At 51.6% G+C, this 15,706-nt stretch carries 15 protein-coding genes; 12 read left to right on the top strand and 3 right to left on the bottom strand.

Annotated features, from left to right (window positions below; genetic code table 11):
- Nucleotides 1–73: 73 nt before the first annotated feature.
- Nucleotides 74–2,803, bottom strand: a complete 2,730-nt coding sequence (locus LKE28_00385) for a GreA/GreB family elongation factor (protein MCH3906736.1) — start codon at nucleotides 2,801–2,803, stop codon at nucleotides 74–76.
- A gap of 159 nt (nucleotides 2,804–2,962) precedes the next feature.
- On the opposite strand from LKE28_00385, the gene rpe reads away from it, so the two are divergent.
- The 12 genes from rpe to mazG all read left to right on the top strand — a co-directional run bounded on the left by rpe (nucleotide 2,963) and on the right by mazG (nucleotide 12,538).
- The gene (gene rpe / locus LKE28_00380) at nucleotides 2,963–3,643 is read left to right on the top strand and encodes a ribulose-phosphate 3-epimerase (GenBank protein MCH3906735.1); all 681 of its coding nucleotides are present in this window, start codon (nucleotides 2,963–2,965) and stop codon (nucleotides 3,641–3,643) included.
- Nucleotides 3,640–4,077 (top strand): D-aminoacyl-tRNA deacylase, encoded by a 438-nt coding sequence (gene dtd / locus LKE28_00375; GenBank protein ID MCH3906734.1) that lies wholly within the window; start codon nucleotides 3,640–3,642, stop codon nucleotides 4,075–4,077. The genes rpe and dtd overlap by 4 nt, the downstream gene beginning before the upstream one ends.
- Before the next feature lie 45 nt (nucleotides 4,078–4,122).
- Complete coding sequence (recA, locus tag LKE28_00370) at nucleotides 4,123–5,217, top strand: recombinase RecA (protein MCH3906733.1); 1,095 nt, start codon at nucleotides 4,123–4,125, stop codon at nucleotides 5,215–5,217.
- Between the two features lie 56 nt (nucleotides 5,218–5,273).
- Nucleotides 5,274–6,245: a segregation/condensation protein A gene (locus tag LKE28_00365; GenBank protein ID MCH3906732.1), complete on the top strand. Its 972-nt coding sequence runs from the start codon at nucleotides 5,274–5,276 to the stop codon at nucleotides 6,243–6,245.
- On the top strand, nucleotides 6,242–6,850 hold the full coding sequence (gene scpB / locus LKE28_00360) for an SMC-Scp complex subunit ScpB (protein ID MCH3906731.1): 609 nt from the start codon (nucleotides 6,242–6,244) through the stop codon (nucleotides 6,848–6,850). Before LKE28_00365 ends, scpB begins: the two co-directional genes overlap by 4 nt.
- Complete coding sequence (locus LKE28_00355; GenBank protein ID MCH3906730.1) at nucleotides 6,840–7,565, top strand: rRNA pseudouridine synthase; 726 nt, start codon at nucleotides 6,840–6,842, stop codon at nucleotides 7,563–7,565. Before scpB ends, LKE28_00355 begins: the two co-directional genes overlap by 11 nt.
- On the top strand, nucleotides 7,562–8,212 hold the full coding sequence (gene cmk, locus LKE28_00350; protein ID MCH3906729.1) for a (d)CMP kinase: 651 nt from the start codon (nucleotides 7,562–7,564) through the stop codon (nucleotides 8,210–8,212). Before LKE28_00355 ends, cmk begins: the two co-directional genes overlap by 4 nt.
- A gap of 43 nt (nucleotides 8,213–8,255) precedes the next feature.
- The gene (locus LKE28_00345) at nucleotides 8,256–10,016 is read left to right on the top strand and encodes a 30S ribosomal protein S1 (GenBank protein ID MCH3906728.1); all 1,761 of its coding nucleotides are present in this window, start codon (nucleotides 8,256–8,258) and stop codon (nucleotides 10,014–10,016) included.
- Nucleotides 10,017–10,088: 72 nt separating this feature from the next.
- Entirely contained in the window at nucleotides 10,089–10,817 is a 729-nt protein-coding gene (locus LKE28_00340; protein ID MCH3906727.1) for a tetratricopeptide repeat protein, read from the top strand.
- Complete coding sequence (locus tag LKE28_00335) at nucleotides 10,814–11,053, top strand: hypothetical protein (protein MCH3906726.1); 240 nt, start codon at nucleotides 10,814–10,816, stop codon at nucleotides 11,051–11,053. The genes LKE28_00340 and LKE28_00335 overlap by 4 nt, the downstream gene beginning before the upstream one ends.
- Before the next feature lie 107 nt (nucleotides 11,054–11,160).
- On the top strand, nucleotides 11,161–11,589 hold the full coding sequence (locus LKE28_00330) for a hypothetical protein (GenBank protein MCH3906725.1): 429 nt from the start codon (nucleotides 11,161–11,163) through the stop codon (nucleotides 11,587–11,589).
- A gap of 94 nt (nucleotides 11,590–11,683) precedes the next feature.
- Nucleotides 11,684–12,538, top strand: a complete 855-nt coding sequence (gene mazG / locus LKE28_00325) for a nucleoside triphosphate pyrophosphohydrolase (protein MCH3906724.1) — start codon at nucleotides 11,684–11,686, stop codon at nucleotides 12,536–12,538.
- Here mazG and LKE28_00320 read toward each other — a convergent pair.
- Both LKE28_00320 and LKE28_00315 read right to left on the bottom strand, forming a co-directional pair.
- Nucleotides 12,535–14,961 (bottom strand): TIGR03936 family radical SAM-associated protein, encoded by a 2,427-nt coding sequence (locus tag LKE28_00320; protein ID MCH3906723.1) that lies wholly within the window; start codon nucleotides 14,959–14,961, stop codon nucleotides 12,535–12,537. The two genes, mazG and LKE28_00320, sit on opposite strands and share 4 nt — an antisense overlap.
- Nucleotides 14,958–15,686, bottom strand: coding sequence for a hypothetical protein (locus LKE28_00315; protein ID MCH3906722.1), 729 nt, complete (start codon nucleotides 15,684–15,686; stop codon nucleotides 14,958–14,960). The genes LKE28_00320 and LKE28_00315 overlap by 4 nt, the downstream gene beginning before the upstream one ends.
- Between the last annotated feature and the right edge of the window lie 20 nt (nucleotides 15,687–15,706).

The following is a 15,706-nucleotide window of genomic DNA, read 5'->3' as shown; positions in this document are numbered from 1 at the left end:
ACTACACCTGGCCAAAAAGAAAAGATCGAAAAAAGGAGGAAATGGGCCGGTTCCCCGGCCCATCTGTGTGCGATTACGAGAAATCATGCACGGTAATCTGTTTGATGGTGTAGTCGTAGGATTGTCCGTTCACGTCGAATTTGAATCGTTCCCCTTCCTTCTTGTTGAGCAACGCGTTGCCCATCGGAGCGAGGATGTTGATCACATTCTTGTCCGGATCGGAATCCCACGGACCCATCAACGTGTAGCTGATGTCCTGTCCGCTCTTGTTGTCCGTCAACAGCACGCTGGTGCCGAACGAAGTGCGGGAAGGATCCACCTTGTCCTTCGTCACCACGATCGCCTTGTCAATCTCTTCCTTCAATGACTGGGCCCGGGTGTTGTAGAACTGTTGCTGTTCCTTGCTGTACTTGTACTCGCTGTTTTCCCGGAGATCACCTTTCTCACGGGCTACGGCGATGTCCGTCGCAACCTTGGGAAGAATCACATGCTGGATGTTGTCCAGCTCCTTCTTCTTCGCTTCCAAAGCAGAACGGGAACAGAACCATCCGGTGGGGATCACCGCATCACGGTTGATCTCCTTCGGTGTGTCGTTGAACTGCAGGGAAGGATATCGTTCCTGAATAATGTGCCGGACATAGATCTTCATGCCAGGATCCAGATTGAAGCAACTGTGCACCAGGCTGTCGATCTTCCGGGCGAACTCCTCATCCCCTTTCCCCAACGTAATGAACACAAGACCGTCATCATTCTTTTTATTCTTGCCAAACAGACGCTCCATCAACACCTTGACATTGGTGCTGCTCTCCTGTCCATCCACCTTCGCGTCGATCTTGTGGTTGAGGAAATCAATCACCTCAAGTTCGGTGAACAGCAGTTTTTCCTGGCTGATGCCTGCTTTCTCCCACGTCTTTTGCGGCGTGTTCTTGATCAAGTAGATCAGCATGTTGGAATAATCACGGTACTCATTGACGGCCAGGGAATACACCTTCTCGAACTCGCCGCTGCGTTTCTTGCTGCGGTAGATGTCCGGGATGTAGCTGGTCAGGTAGTGGGGGAAGAGAAGGAGCAGGATCTCATTCCAATCCGGCCGAGTCTCCACCGTCCAGTCAATGAAGCATTTTTTCAAGTCAGGATCGTCGACGCTCTTGAACAACGCAACGAACTTGTCCATCGTGCAGTCCTTGGTCAGCGAGGAAAAACTGACTTCCTGCGGAATCTTGATGAAGGTGAACTTCTTCTGGTTCAGCAGGTCGTCCAACAACAGGTAGGAACCCATTGTCTCCGGATCGGCGGAACTTTGATCCTTTCTCGCCTCAAGAATCTTGGAGAAGTACTGGATCATCGCATAGAACGATTCGCTGTCCGTATTCCCCTTGTCGCTGAGGAACTTCTTCAGATCCTTGACCTTGTCGTTGAACTTCTCATGGGAATTGAAGATGGAAAGCTGCTTCTCATCATAGGTGACCGGAGTAGGCCTGAGGATGAACGCGTCGGTTTCCGGCGATACATCATAGTGCTCGTCCGTCATCAGAATGCCTTTGGCTGTCCGTGACCAGGTGGTCCACTGGCTGTCAGAAAGCAGTTCGGGACACAGTTCCTTCTTGATCTGCTTCATTGAGCAGGTACCATCAAAACTTTCAAAGAGGATGTGAAGCGCCCAGGGGACGTCCGACATGATCTTGTCCCGGAGTTTGTCATGGCTGACACACCCTTTCAACACAAGGATATGGCTCTTGGGGAGCGCCTTCAGGCTGCGGAAGGCCATGGCAGGCGTCATCTGCGTCCCTTCGTTCCCTTTCTGATGGACAAAATCGATCACCACCATATGGTCGTCGATGCTGCGGATCCTTCCAAGCCGTTTGGTGGATTCCTGATAAACGAACGTGCCTTTGTCAAAAGAAATATTCTTTTCAAACTCTTCGATGGCGGTCAGCACATCACGGGTGTATCCGGAAGTGAGTGAACTCTCTTCCAGGCAGCTGTTCAGCCTGCTGTGATCCTTGTATTTGGTCTTGTAGCTCTCCACAAGATTCTGTTTGGCAAGAACGTCTTCCTTGTCCAACCCGAGGATTCGTTTCTCACAGAAAATACGCTTCTCCACGTCGTTCTTGAACTGCGCCTCGATGTCCCTGAGGACCGCAATGCCGATGGACGGGCTCTGCAGGGATACTTTTTCCGCCGCGCCCACCAAATATTCGAAATCATTTGGACACAACGAAAGAATGTCATCGAACAGCGAACGGAGCGCGGTGATGTCATGCTTGTTCAGGTTCCGCTCGAACGCGATCTTGGAGAACCCGAGGGCTTTTTCCGTATCCCCCTTGGCCTTGGCGCGTTCAGCCAACTGCTTGACGATGTCAATCTCATCGTGGTCCGCCTTGATCACCTGCTCATAGGTCGCGAACATCTTGTCCACTTCACCTTGCTGCTGATAACAGGTGGCCAACAGACGCAATGCATGCCGGTTCTGGCTGACGGAAAGGATTTTTTGGCATAGGTACTCAACAATGTTCCATTTCTTGATGTCGATGAACATCTGGATCAGGTTGAGGAGGTTGATGTTGTCTTCCTGGCTGTGCCGTTTCAACGTAAGGGAGCCGGAAACGTACAGCGCCACGATGCTCTTTGGGTTTTCGGCAAGGTATTTGTCACAGAACGCCTTCACCTCGTTCTGCGTGTCGTCGTCAAGCGGGGCGATCATCTCGTCCAACTGTTGGAACGACCCAAGGGTGAATGTTCCGATCTGAGCCCTTGTCCATTGCTCTTCCTGCAGGGCTTTCTCAATGTCGTTTGCTTGCATGCCAAGCCTCCTGAAAATACACGGTTTTTTCCCGCCATAAAACAAACCGGGCTGACTGTGCGCCAGCTCGGAATGCTTGTCTCAATCTGTGTACAATATACCATGCTTTCGCTGAAGAAGCAAGTTGCAAAACCGGGTGAGTGTTGGTATAACAGGAATATGGAACATAGCAAACTCATTCTGGCTCCGAGCGTCCTTTCCGCTGACTTTTCCCGGATGGCGGAAGAGCTTGAGACGATCAACCAAAGCGCGGCGAAATGGATTCATTTCGACGTGATGGACGGCAGGTTTGTCCCGAACATCACGTTCGGACCGAAATTCATCCAGGACTTGAAACCCTGTTCCTCATTGGTGTACGACACTCACCTGATGATCGATGAACCGGAAAAGTACGTCGAATTGTTCGCACGGAGCGGCTGTGATTACATCACCGTACATGCCGAGGCGACCGTCCATCTGCATCGGGTGCTCCAACTGATCCACAGTTGTGGATGCAAGGCAGGGGTGGCGATCGTGCCATCCACTCCGGTGTGCATGATCGAGCCGGTGCTGGAGGATTGCGACCTGGTGCTGGTCATGACGGTCAACCCTGGTTTCGGCGGACAACAGATCATCCCCAGCACGTTGCACAAGGTAAGCGATCTTGCCCAGATCCGTGATGATGAAGGGTATGGGTATCTGGTCAGTGTGGACGGAGGCATCAACGAAAAGACAATCACCGACGCCGTCCTTGCAGGGGCCGATGTGGCAGTCTGCGGCTCAGCGTTCTTCAGCAGCGATGACCGCGCCGCGTTCGCCGACGAGATGATCCGTCTGGCCGATGAGGCGCTTTCCCAATGAGATGCGTCATCCAACGTGTGCAAGACGCCACCGTCACGGTGGACGGCGCGTTGATCGGTTCCATTTCCCAAGGAATTCTGGTCTACTTTGGCGTGCAGAAAGGTGATACGGAAGAGCAGATGCGGTGGATCTGTGACAAGATGGTCAAACTCCGCATGTTTCGTGACGCCAATGACAAGATGAACCTCAGCTTGGATGACGTGCATGGTCAGATTCTTTTGGTCAGCCAATTCACGCTGTGCGCCAACCTGCACAAAGGAAACCGCCCCAGTTACGATGATGCCGAGGACCCAGAAAAGGCTAACCAAATGTATAGTAAAGCTCTTTCCTATCTCACCGGATTGGGCTATACTGTAGCCCATGGGCGGTTTGGTGCCCACATGATGGTCACCTACACCAACGACGGTCCGGTGACGTTCGTCCTGGAACGATAGACCAACGCCGGCGCTTTGCTGGTAGATGCATTGAAGGAGTCAGGTATGGCGAAAGCGACAACCCAAGGGACCGGTAAGCCGGAAGAAAACAAGGAAAAACTCGAAGCGCTGGAAGCGGCCCGCAGCCAGATCGAGAAACAATTCGGAAAAGGTTCCTTGATGAAACTGGGGGATGACCAGAAGGCGATGGACATCGCCTGCATCCCTTCCGGTTCTTTGCTGTTGGATGAGGCGTTGGGCATCGGTGGGTATCCTCGTGGCAGGGTGGTGGAGATCTATGGGCCGGAATCAAGCGGCAAGACGACGCTTGCCTTGCAGGCCATCGCCGAAAGCCAGAAACTCGGCGGCATCGCGGCGTTCATCGACGCCGAGCATGCGTTGGATCCCAGTTACGCCAAGAAACTTGGGGTGAATATTGACGAGCTGTGGATCAGCCAGCCGGACAGCGGGGAGCAAGCCCTGGAAATCTGTGAATCGCTGGTACGGAGCGGCGCGGTGGACATCATTGTCGTCGACTCGGTGGCGGCGCTCACCCCGCAGGCGGAAATTGACGGAGACATGGGCGATTCCCACATGGGGCTGCAGGCCCGCTTGATGAGCCAGGCGCTCCGCAAGCTCACCGGCCTGTTGGCCAAGAGCAATACGTTGATCATCTTCATCAACCAGATTCGTATGAAGATCGGCGTGATGTTCGGCAACCCGGAGACGACCACCGGTGGAAACGCCCTGAAGTTCTACGCGTCGGTTCGCTTGGACGTCAGGAAGATCGAGACGATTTCCAAGAGCGAGGATGAAGTGATCGGCAACCGGATCCGCGTCAAAGTGGTGAAGAACAAGGTGGCCCCACCGTTCAAGAAAGTCGAACTGGATCTGATGTTCAACGAGGGCATCAGTTATGTCGGTTCCGTGCTGGACGCCGCGTTGAAGTACGGCATGATCGAGAAGAGCGGTTCGTGGTACAGCCTGAACGGAGAGAAGATCGGGCAGGGAAGGGACCGCACGCTGGATTATCTGAAATCCAACCCGGATCTTACCAAGGACCTTTCCGACAAGCTCCGTGCCATGATGTTCCCGCCCAAAGGCCAGAAGCCTGAAGAGGCCGTGACACCAAAAACCGCACCAGACGCAGCACAATCGTAAGTGATACGGCCCTCCTTCCTTGCAGGGAGGGTCCGCTTCTTGGTATACTGCCCACAATGGCCGATGCAGATATCCGTTTCACCACCAATGATGGCAAGAATTTTCATTCACCGTCGCTGAAGTTTGACGGACCGTTGGAACTTTTGTTGTACATGATCCAACAGTCCGAAATGAACATCTACGATATCCCCATCGCCCAGATCACCGACCAGTTCATCGACTATCTCTCCAGCCATCAGGATATGGATCTTGGCACGATGACCAGTTTCTACAAGATGGCGGCGGAACTGTTGTCCATCAAGAGCCGGATGCTCCTTCCCGTGGACGTTGAGTTTGACGAGGAATATGAGGATCCACGGCAGGAACTGGTCGAGCAGTTGATCGAATACCAGAAGTTCAAGAAGTACACCCAGCTCTTGGAAACCGGTGGAGTGGGGGGCGACATCGCCATCGCCCGCAAGGAAAGCGCGTTCATGCTTCCGTTCTCCGACCAGGATTTGTTCCAGGACGTGACGCTTCAGAAATTGCTGGAAACGTTCACCAGTTTGATGCGTACCATTGCGCCCAACAAAGTGTTCAACGTCTATGAAAGCGTTACGGTAAGTGAGAAGATCGCCCTGATGGATGAACTCTTTGAGACAAAGGACAAGCTTACCTTGGAGGATGTCATCGTCCACATGGACAGCAAGCTTGACATCGTCTGCTCGTTCATGGCGATTCTGGAATGCTGCAAACTGCAGAAGATCGTCATCCATCAGGAGGAGCCGTACGGGACCATCATGATCATCCAGCGTCCTCAGGATTTCGACGCATCCAAAGCGGACGAGATCGACGACCAGTATGATGAGATGGTGGAGCATGGCTTCCAGGAAGAGGACAACTTCTCCACGGTGGATGAAACAGAGCAGGTCAAAGGACCGCTGCACGATGACAAAGGCATCAAGCGGGAGGATGGCAAGGAACTTGCTTACGATGACGAGGTCGAGGAGGAGATCATCCCCCTGGACGATGACAAGGATGGTGCATGATGGCCAAAGAGAAGATGCAGAAGCAATCCGGACCGGTACTCAGTCAGAACGCCCGGCTGGTGGAAGTGATCCTGTTTTTGGAAAATGAACCGGTTGAGAAGGAAAAGCTGGCGCGGATGACCGGTTTGACCCAAGCGGAACTGAAAGACGCGGTGGATGAACTTGCCGATCACTACAACCTCTTTTTCCACGGACTTACCGTCAACGAAAACCCGGGTGGTTATCTGCTGTCTCCCTCCAGTGACCTGTTTGGAAAACTCAAATCCAGTTATGGGAAGAAAGTGGAACGCAGGCTCTCCAAAGCGGCGATGGAAACGCTCTCCATCGTGGCGTACAGCCAGCCGGTGACCCGCAGGGAGATCGACAACATCCGGGGTGTGGCAAGCGATACCATCGTCAAGCTGCTTCGCGAGCGCGAGTATATCAAAGTGGTTGGCAGAAAAGATGTCATCGGGCATCCCTGCCTGTACGGAACAACCCGCAAGTTCCTGTATGAATTTCATATCTCATCGATCAGCGAACTGCCCAAGCTGTCTGAGATCGACGCAGAACGGTTTGGGGAGAAAACCCAGGGGCAGGACAAGGAAGGAACGGATGAAAATTGAGTATCCCATCAGACTGCAGGCTTACCTGGCCAAGAGTGGCTGTGGTTCCCGCAGAAGCTGCGAGGAATTGATCACCAGCGGACGGGTGAAGGTAAACACCAAACTGGTCACCGAACTGGGGACCAAAGTTGACCGTGATGATGCGGTGACGGTGGACGGGCAGGCCGTTGAACCAGCGGAAATGACCTATTACTTCGCGCTGAACAAGCCAAAGGGGTATGTGTGCACCAACTACGATCCCAATGAACGGCTGTACGCCCGGGATTTGATCGACATCCCAGACCGGAGCCTGCTTTTCTACATCGGACGGTTGGACAAGGACTCCACCGGACTGGTGCTGTTCACCAATGACGGCCAGACGGCAAACCAGATCATGCATCCGTCCCATGGGATTGAGAAAGAGTATCTGGTGCAGACCGACCTGGACATCCGCAAGGGTGATCTGGAAGAGGCGAGAAAGGGCGTGTATGTGGATTCCAACCGGCCGTACACCATCAAGTCGTACGAAGTGATCAACCGCAGGGTGGCCAGAATCATCCTTACCGAAGGACGCAACCGGGAAATCCGAAAGATTTTCTCCTACTTCGGCTATGAGGTGAAGCAGTTGCAGCGCACCCGAATCGGATCCATCCATCTGGGGGAACTGAAGATGGGCGCATACCGCCGTCTGGAACCGAAGGAGATCGAGGATCTGGTCAAGGAGGCCGTGGAATGATCGTCGCCATCGACGGACCTGCCGGGGTAGGCAAGAGCACCATTGCCCGCATGATTGCAGACAAATGCGGCTTCTACTATTTGAATAGCGGCTCGTTCTATCGTGCCTATACGTACAACCAGCAACGGCTTGGGGCTGATGTTTCCGATCTCCCTTCCGTACTGGAGCACGCCAGACAGATCAAACTCTCCGTGGAGAACGGGGAGATCTGCATTGACGGAAAGAGTGTGGAGGACAAACTGCACACCCCAGAGGTGGACGCTGCGGTGGCCCAGGTGAGCACCTACGCGCCGCTTCGTTCCTACGTCAACGAACAGCTTCGTGCCATCGCCAAAGGGATGGATGTGATCGCTGAAGGAAGGGACATCACGACGGTGGTTTTCCCCAACGCCGATGTGAAATGTTACTTCGACGCAAAGCCGGAAGTCAGGGCGATGCGACGCTTCAAGCAACACCCGGAAAACGGGAGTTATGAACAGGTGCTGGACGTCATCCGGATGAGGGACGAAATCGATCGAAACAAGGCTGTCGGAGCGTTGAAAATCGCTCCAGATGCATTGTATGTCGACACATCGTACTTGACTATGGATGAGGTTTGTGAGACAGTGTTATCTGCTATTTTTTCGTGTAAAAACGGTAATAAATAGGAAATTTAGGATCAGGAGAAATCAAGTGGACGAAGAGAAAGAAATGGATGAAAAGAAAACCAAACTGCAGCAGATGCAGGATGCGTATCTTAAATCTCTTGATGAAATCGAAGACGGTCAGCTCGTGACCGGTACTGTTGTCCAGGTAAATGACGAGACGGTGTTTTTGGACGTCGGCTATAAGAGCGAGGGTAGGATTCCCCGCTCGGAATTCACGGAAATTCCCAATGTCGGTGACAAGGTGGAAGTAGTCATCGTACAGAAAGAAGGGAAGGGCGGTCAGATCGTCGTTTCCAAGAAGCGGGCCGATTACCAGAAGCGCACGGAAGAGTTGAAGGCAGCCAGCGAGAACCATACCCCGATTATGGGTAAGTTCGACAAGGTGATCAAAGGCGGATATGAAGTTGATCTTGGTGGCGACTACCGTGGGTTCTGCCCACTCTCCAAGGCTGATGTCGTCCGTGTCGAGGATCCCGAATCTCTGATCGGTGTCTCCGACTATTTCATGATCGACAAGTTCCATAGCGGTGCCAAGCTGAAGAGCGTGGTCAACCGCCGTGAATACCTTGACCAGAAGATCAAGGAAAACAAAGAGAAGTTCTTCGCAAACGTGAAGATCGGTGATGTCGTCGAAGGTGTGGTGAAATCGTTCACCAGCTTTGGAGCGTTCATTGATCTGGGCGGATTCGACGGGCTGCTCCATATCAACGATATGAGCTGGGGTCATGTGACCCGGCCGAAAGATTTCGTCAAAAAAGGGCAGGTTGTCCAGCTTCGGTTGATCAATATTGATCCCGAGACGCAGAAGATCAACCTTTCCTTGAAGCATATGAGTGAGGATCCGTGGACGACCTTCGAGCAGCATTACCATGTCGGCGATGTGATCAAGCAGAAGGTTACCAAGATCACCAACTTCGGTGCGTTCATCGAGCTGGAGCCGGGCATTGAAGGCCTTGCACATATTTCCGAGATGTCATGGACCAAGCGGATCAACAATCCCAGCGAAATCCTGAAAGTCGGTGATGTGGTTGAGGCGAAGATTCTGGGATACGATCTGGACAAGAAACGGGTTTCACTGGGCCTGAAGCAGCTGCAGGAAAATCCGTGGGACACCATTGCCGAGCGGTATCCGGTTGGCATGACGCTTTCCAAGCCGGTGGTGAAGATCACCAACAGTGGCGCGTTCGTCAACCTTGAGGAAGGCATCGACGGGTTCCTGCATATCGACGACATCTCCTGGACGAAGAAAGTGAAGAACATGGCCTCCTTCTGCAAGGAAGGCGATGTGATCGACGTGGTCGTCCTGAAGGTCGAGCCGGAGAATCGGAAGATCAAGCTTGGCGTCAAGCAGCTGGAGGGGAACCCCTGGCAGCAACTCCGCCACGATTATCCGAAGTTCAGCACGATCAGCGGTGTGATCTCCAACGTCACTGACTTTGGCGTGTTCGTCAAGGTTCCTGGTGACATCGAAGGTTTGATCAGCAAGTTCAACCTGGTTGGACCTGATGAAGAGTATACCGACGACGTTCTGAAGAAGTTCAAAGTTGGTGACCCGATCACCGCAATGGTCATTGAATGCAATCCGACGACGCAGAAACTTTCCCTGTCCATCAAGGAAATGGTCAAGCGCAGTGAGCAGAGCGAAATCGCCAAGTACACGATCAACAATGATCATGACGACAGCGATACGTTCAGCCTGGCTGATTTGATGAAGTCCAAGAAGGATGAGGAAGAGGAGAAGGAAGCGCCAAAGGAAGAAAAGCCTGCTGAAGCTCCTGAAGCCCAGCCTGAGACGCAAAAATAACGGGTTTGCTGGAACGGTTCAGGCGGATATGCCGCCTGAATCTGTTCGGCACTCGCCGATCGGAGTTTAAGCATGAGTGACAAAAGCAAGAAAGGAGACGTTGACATCACCAAGACTGAAGTCGTCGAGGGGAAAGTCAATTCATTCCTTGATACGTATAAGTATGTCTTGATCGCCGTTGGCGTTGCGATTCTCGTCGCAGTGATCACGTTGATCATTGTAGATACGGTTCGTTCCAACAATCTTGAGAAGGCGTTTGACAAGATCGACCAATTGGAATCAACGTATTCCCAGGTCATGGCACTGGACAAGACTACGGATGACTACAAGACCAAGTATTCTGATCTGAAGAGCCAGTTGGAGTCCATGTCCAAGGGTAAAACCTATCCGGCGCTGAAAGCGCAGTATCTGCTTGCCACCATGGCGTATGACGACAAGGATTATGAGACGGCGAAGACCGGGTTCTACGCTATTTACGAAGCTTCCAAACAAACGTATCTTGGTTCGCTTTCCCTGACCAATGCGGCAGTAGCGGCTGAGGACAGTGGAGACGACGCTACGGCGCTTGAGTACTACACCAAAGTGTGGGATGAATATCAGACCACTGCTGCGGAAGCACCGAAAGCATTGTTCAACCAGGGACGTCTGGAACAGAAGAAAGGGGACGTGACGCTTGCGAAAGCGACGTTCCAGCAGTTGATCGACCAATTCCACAACAGTGAGTACGCCAAGCTGGCGAAAAACCATCGTGGTGACGTTGTGAGGATTATCCCCAACCAGGGGAAGGGAAGGGCGGCGTGAAACAGACATGCAGCAAGGCAGTTCTGTTCATTGCCGCCTTTTTTGTTTTTGTTGCCTTAACCAGTTGTGGAATACCAACGATTTTGTATTTGGATTCAGATGATTATACGTTTAATACAGGAAAAACAACGAATACAGAAGTTTCAATTTCTTCACTTGTTGTAACCACTTCTAACTATGAAGACTATGCAGGCGTTGGTCCTGCAGTGATGTTTTTTTATACGATTGGCGAATAAGTGCCGATGAAATTAATAGTTTCTCTTCTGGATCGACGGTAGAATCAGCGTTTGCAAATAAGTATATTCCAACGATCACACAAGGAAGACCTATCACCTCAAATGAGGTGGTTTCTTTTACATTAAACGGAAAACAACGAACGTTATATGCTTTTAGAGGCGCAGATGGACAAGATTTCAGAGCTCAACAATATATGTTGGCATCAAATTCTGGTCTCTTTGCAGAATTAACCGATGCAAAGCTCACTTATGATAAGTCATCAGGTTTTTTTTCGCTTTCATTCGATTCTTCTTCTTATACTTCTCAGCTTTCTGTTGGTGCTAACTTGTACCGTTATAAAGATAATAATCTTACGTTTCATAATGTTACATCCTTTACTGACGATTTTTCGGCAGTATCAAGTGATCCCATAATTTATATATATGCAGCCTTTTGCATTTCCCCCGATTATGACTCATCGGGGACATCGTTCAACAATATCTTTTGGAGTTCGCTGAAATACCTTGGATATATCAAACTGAATCAATCAACATAATATTATTAATGTATATAATATATATTCTGTAAACTAGCAATGAGCATTTCCCTTTCTGTGGAACAGGTGCGGGGAAAGTTGGTATACTCGTGGTATGATCAACTATGTGTATGAACCGAAAGCAACCCTCTCTGAGGCGTTGATGCAATTGTATGATATGGCCAGAATGCTCCGTAGCCCTGAAGGCTGTCCGTGGGACCGGAAACAAACCGTCAAAACCATCGCAAGCAACATGCATGACGAGGTATATGAATATCAGGACGCTCTGTACAAAAACGACCTGAAGGAACAATCTGAAGAACTGGGTGACGTGTTGTTCAACGTGGTTCTCCTGATGGAGATGCACGCTGAAAAGCCCGATTTCGACATCGTGAAATCGGTCAACGACATCAGTGAGAAACTGTACCGCAGACATCCCCATGTGTTCGGTTCCGTCAAGGTGAAAGACACCACGGAAGTCTTGGAGAACTGGAACAAGATCAAGATTGAAGTGGAAGGCAAGAAACCGAATCCCGACAACTTTTTCTCCCGTGTCCCCGACTCCATGCCTCCGCTGGAACGTTGCAAGGAAATCTCAAAACAAGCCGTCAAAGTAGGATTCGATTGGTCGGAAAAACAAGGCATCATCGATAAAGTGTGTGAAGAACTGGATGAGGTCATCGAAGCGGACACCGCATTGGATCGTGTCCAGGATGAAGTGGAATTGGAAGTCGGTGATTTGCTGTTTGCCGTTGTAAATCTTGCACGGCACTTGGGGGTTGACGCCTCCACTGCCCTGCACCGTGCCAATGACAAGTTCGAACGTCGATTCAACGAGGTGGTCAAGCTTGCAGCCAAAGACAATATTCCTCTGGACAAAGAACACGTCAATGAGGAAAACGATCTGTGGGACAAAGTCAAATCAGTTGAGACAAAAGGCAAACACCATCAAGAGCCAACCACGTACTAAAGCTTGAACTTCTCCCGGAAGAATGAAAGATAGTCATGTTCCAAATCACCGGCGTATATCCTGACACGCGTCATCTGGATATCACTGGCGATTTTGAATTTGTCAGCATCCGGACCGAACAAGGATTTGACCAGGTTGGTCTCCCCTGCCGTCTGGATCTCATACTGGTGTTCACCGGTTTTGGTAACTTCCTTTCTGGTTCCCAGGATCTGGTCATACTCTTTGTTTCCCCGTGTATCGATCCGATACAACGAGCCCTTCATGTACGGAGCCAACGTCTGTTTCTTTCCTGTGGGATCATGGGGAAGGAACAGGACGCCCGTAATGGTATACCCTTCCGTCAACGAAGCCTGCAAGCGTTCTTGTACGTCTTTTTCGGTAATACCTGGCGGAAGCAACAGATCACACAAGACCACCTCCCCTTCCCCGATTACTCCCAAGGAGAGCGGATTGACGAATTCCATCCTCGGTTTGGGGTTGAAGCCCTGGGAGAAATCCATCCGAAGTCCGGAACGTTGGAAACTCATCTCCCAGTTGCGCATGGCGTTGATGTGGCTGATCAACAGGGATCTTCCTTCCCTTCGGTATTGGATCACCACCTGTACCATCGGGTCATCCGGCGTGTTGTTCGGTTGCACCAAAGGAATCTCTTCTTCCTGTTCATCCACTACCTTGAAGGCGTTGGTGCATACTCCACAGGGGTGATCACATTCCGGTAGGCACCGTGTGGTGAGCAGGCGTTCCTTTGCCCGGTTCCATTCATTCTTCAGGTAGGTTTTTCCCACTCTCAGGGATATGGAATCCCAGGGAAGCGGTTCGTTGATGTCATGTTCCCGATACAGGAATTCCGAAGGATCATACCCCGCTTCTGCAACTGCTTTGTCCCACCCTTCCTTGTTCAGGTGCTCATCCCAGGCATCCAGCCTGCATCCGTTCTGGTAGGCCTTTTCGATGACGGTGGCGAATCGTTCATCACCACGGCTTACCATTCCTTCCAGATATCCGGTATACGGCTCATGGTAACTTACCTTGCATCCCCTCACCCGATCGTTGATCGCCCGCTTCAACGCGGACAATTGGGTGTAGGATTCCTCCTGGGTGAGTTGTTTCGCCCATTGGTACGGAGTATGCGGCTTGGGGATGAACGTCCCGACATTGATGTTCATATTGATGTGGGTGGCGTCGTAGATCTGGCCAAGATAGTCGACGATCGCCTGGTTCTCCACCTCTCGTTCGACAAACGGAAGCCCTACCATGAAGTAGAATTTCGCCAACCTCCATCCCCGATGCTGCGCTTCCCGGATGATCTCGATGATCTGCTGGGGATCGACGATCTTGTTGACGGATTGCTGCCATTCCTTCAATGGCGTTTCAATGGCGAAGGTCAAACCGCTCTTCCGCACTTCGGAAAGCTGTTCCAACACATCCAGGTTGAACGTGCTGACTTTCAGGCTGGGGAGAGAAAAAGAAATATGATCACGTTTGTAGGTGGTGTTGAGGTTTTTGATCAACTCCTTGATGTGAGGATAATCCCCGCTGGACAGGGAACTCAGCGTGATCTCCCGGAACCCAAGATCATGGACGATCTGGTCTGTCTGCTTCATGATGGCTTTCTGGCTCTTTTGACGATACGGCTTGTAATACTGGCCGGCATGACAGAAACGGCATCCATTGGGACAGCCACGCATGATCTCCACAATACCGTTGTCCTGGGCGACTTTGAAGTTTGGGACGACAAAATAGTGGAATGTATGGTCATCGCCATCAGCAAAGCTCTGGTCGAAACTCCGCCGTGCCAGACACTTCCCAGGATACCAGAGGAAATCCATCTCCTTCAGCTCCTGGATGATCTCCTCCCGATGCTTCCCTTTCTCCTTCCCTTCCCTGATGACGGAAAGGACATCGGCCAAGCCGTTCTCCGCTTCCCCGATGAAGGTGAAATCCACAAAGCGTGAGAATGGCAATGGATTGGTTGACGCCGGTCCGCCCGCAATGACGATGGGATCGCCGTCGTTACGGTCTTCCGTATGGAGGGGAATACCTCCCAAGTCCAAAACCTGCAGGATGTTGGTCATGCACAGTTCGTACCCGATGGAAATCCCCAGGAAATCCAAATCCTTCAGAGGACGACCCTCGTCCAGCGTATACAATGGAAGTTTCTTGTTCCTGAGCAGATCCTCGAAGTCTTTCGCAACGGCGAAGACCCGGTCACAATACACGCCTTCCGTCCGATTGGCCAGGTCATACAGGATGCGCACGGCGTGGTTGCTCATGCCGATCTCATACAGATCGGGGAAACAGATGGCGGCATGTACCGTGCAGGTCGAAGGATCTTTTCTTCCATAATGGAATTCACCACCGCAGTAACGGGCGGGATTCTCCACGGTAAGCAAGTCATGACGCAATTGATCCAAGATATTCATTTCCCATTTCCTCCGGAAAGTGTCTGGTACTTGCGGGCAAGTACACGTTGCCCCGCCTGGTTGGCGAAGCGTTGCAGCAATTGGTACACCGTCGTTTGGTCTTTGGCGGTCCCTTCAATGGATTGTCCTTTTTCCAACAACAAGGCGGCATCCGATTCGGCCAGTTCATCATTTTGGTAGAACAACAACACCTTGAGGACGTCATTAGCGTTCCAACCGTCCATCTGGGAGAGAACATCCGAAACCGGTGCGTTTCCTCCATGCAGCATGGAGAGGTATTCCACCGGAGAGACGGTCCCTTTGAGATAGGTTGAAAACAACTGTTGCGCTTTTTCCGTCCGCCCCAAGGCCAATGCCGCTTGGTAGCCGTACCGGGCGAGTGTTTCATCCACTTCTGTCGCTTGGTCAAGCAAAGAGAGTGTCATCGCGTACCGTTTGGTCTGGAATGCCAATGCTGCCAATTTGAGCGAAGCTTCATTGTGCCGTGGGTCTTTCGAGGGTGTCATGGCAAGATACAGATGCAAGGCAAGATATGCCTGTTCTGTTTTTCCCAGCTTCTCATACGCAGTGCTTTCCCACCACAGGCGCTCTGCGTTGATCCGCTTCTGCCCCTTGGCCACGGTGATGGTCTCTTCGGCAGAGAAGCGCTCCCATGATGGGGAAGCTGCAAGAGGGAGAACAATGAGGAGAGCGAGCAACAGCACAAGCGATCGTCTCCCCATCATCTTCGTCCCTCGTTCCTTCA

The organism is Sphaerochaeta sp., from assembly GCA_022482495.1.
Classification (GTDB): Bacteria; Spirochaetota; Spirochaetia; order Sphaerochaetales; family Sphaerochaetaceae; genus RUG023.
This window is presented reverse-complemented; position numbering and strand designations above follow the sequence as displayed.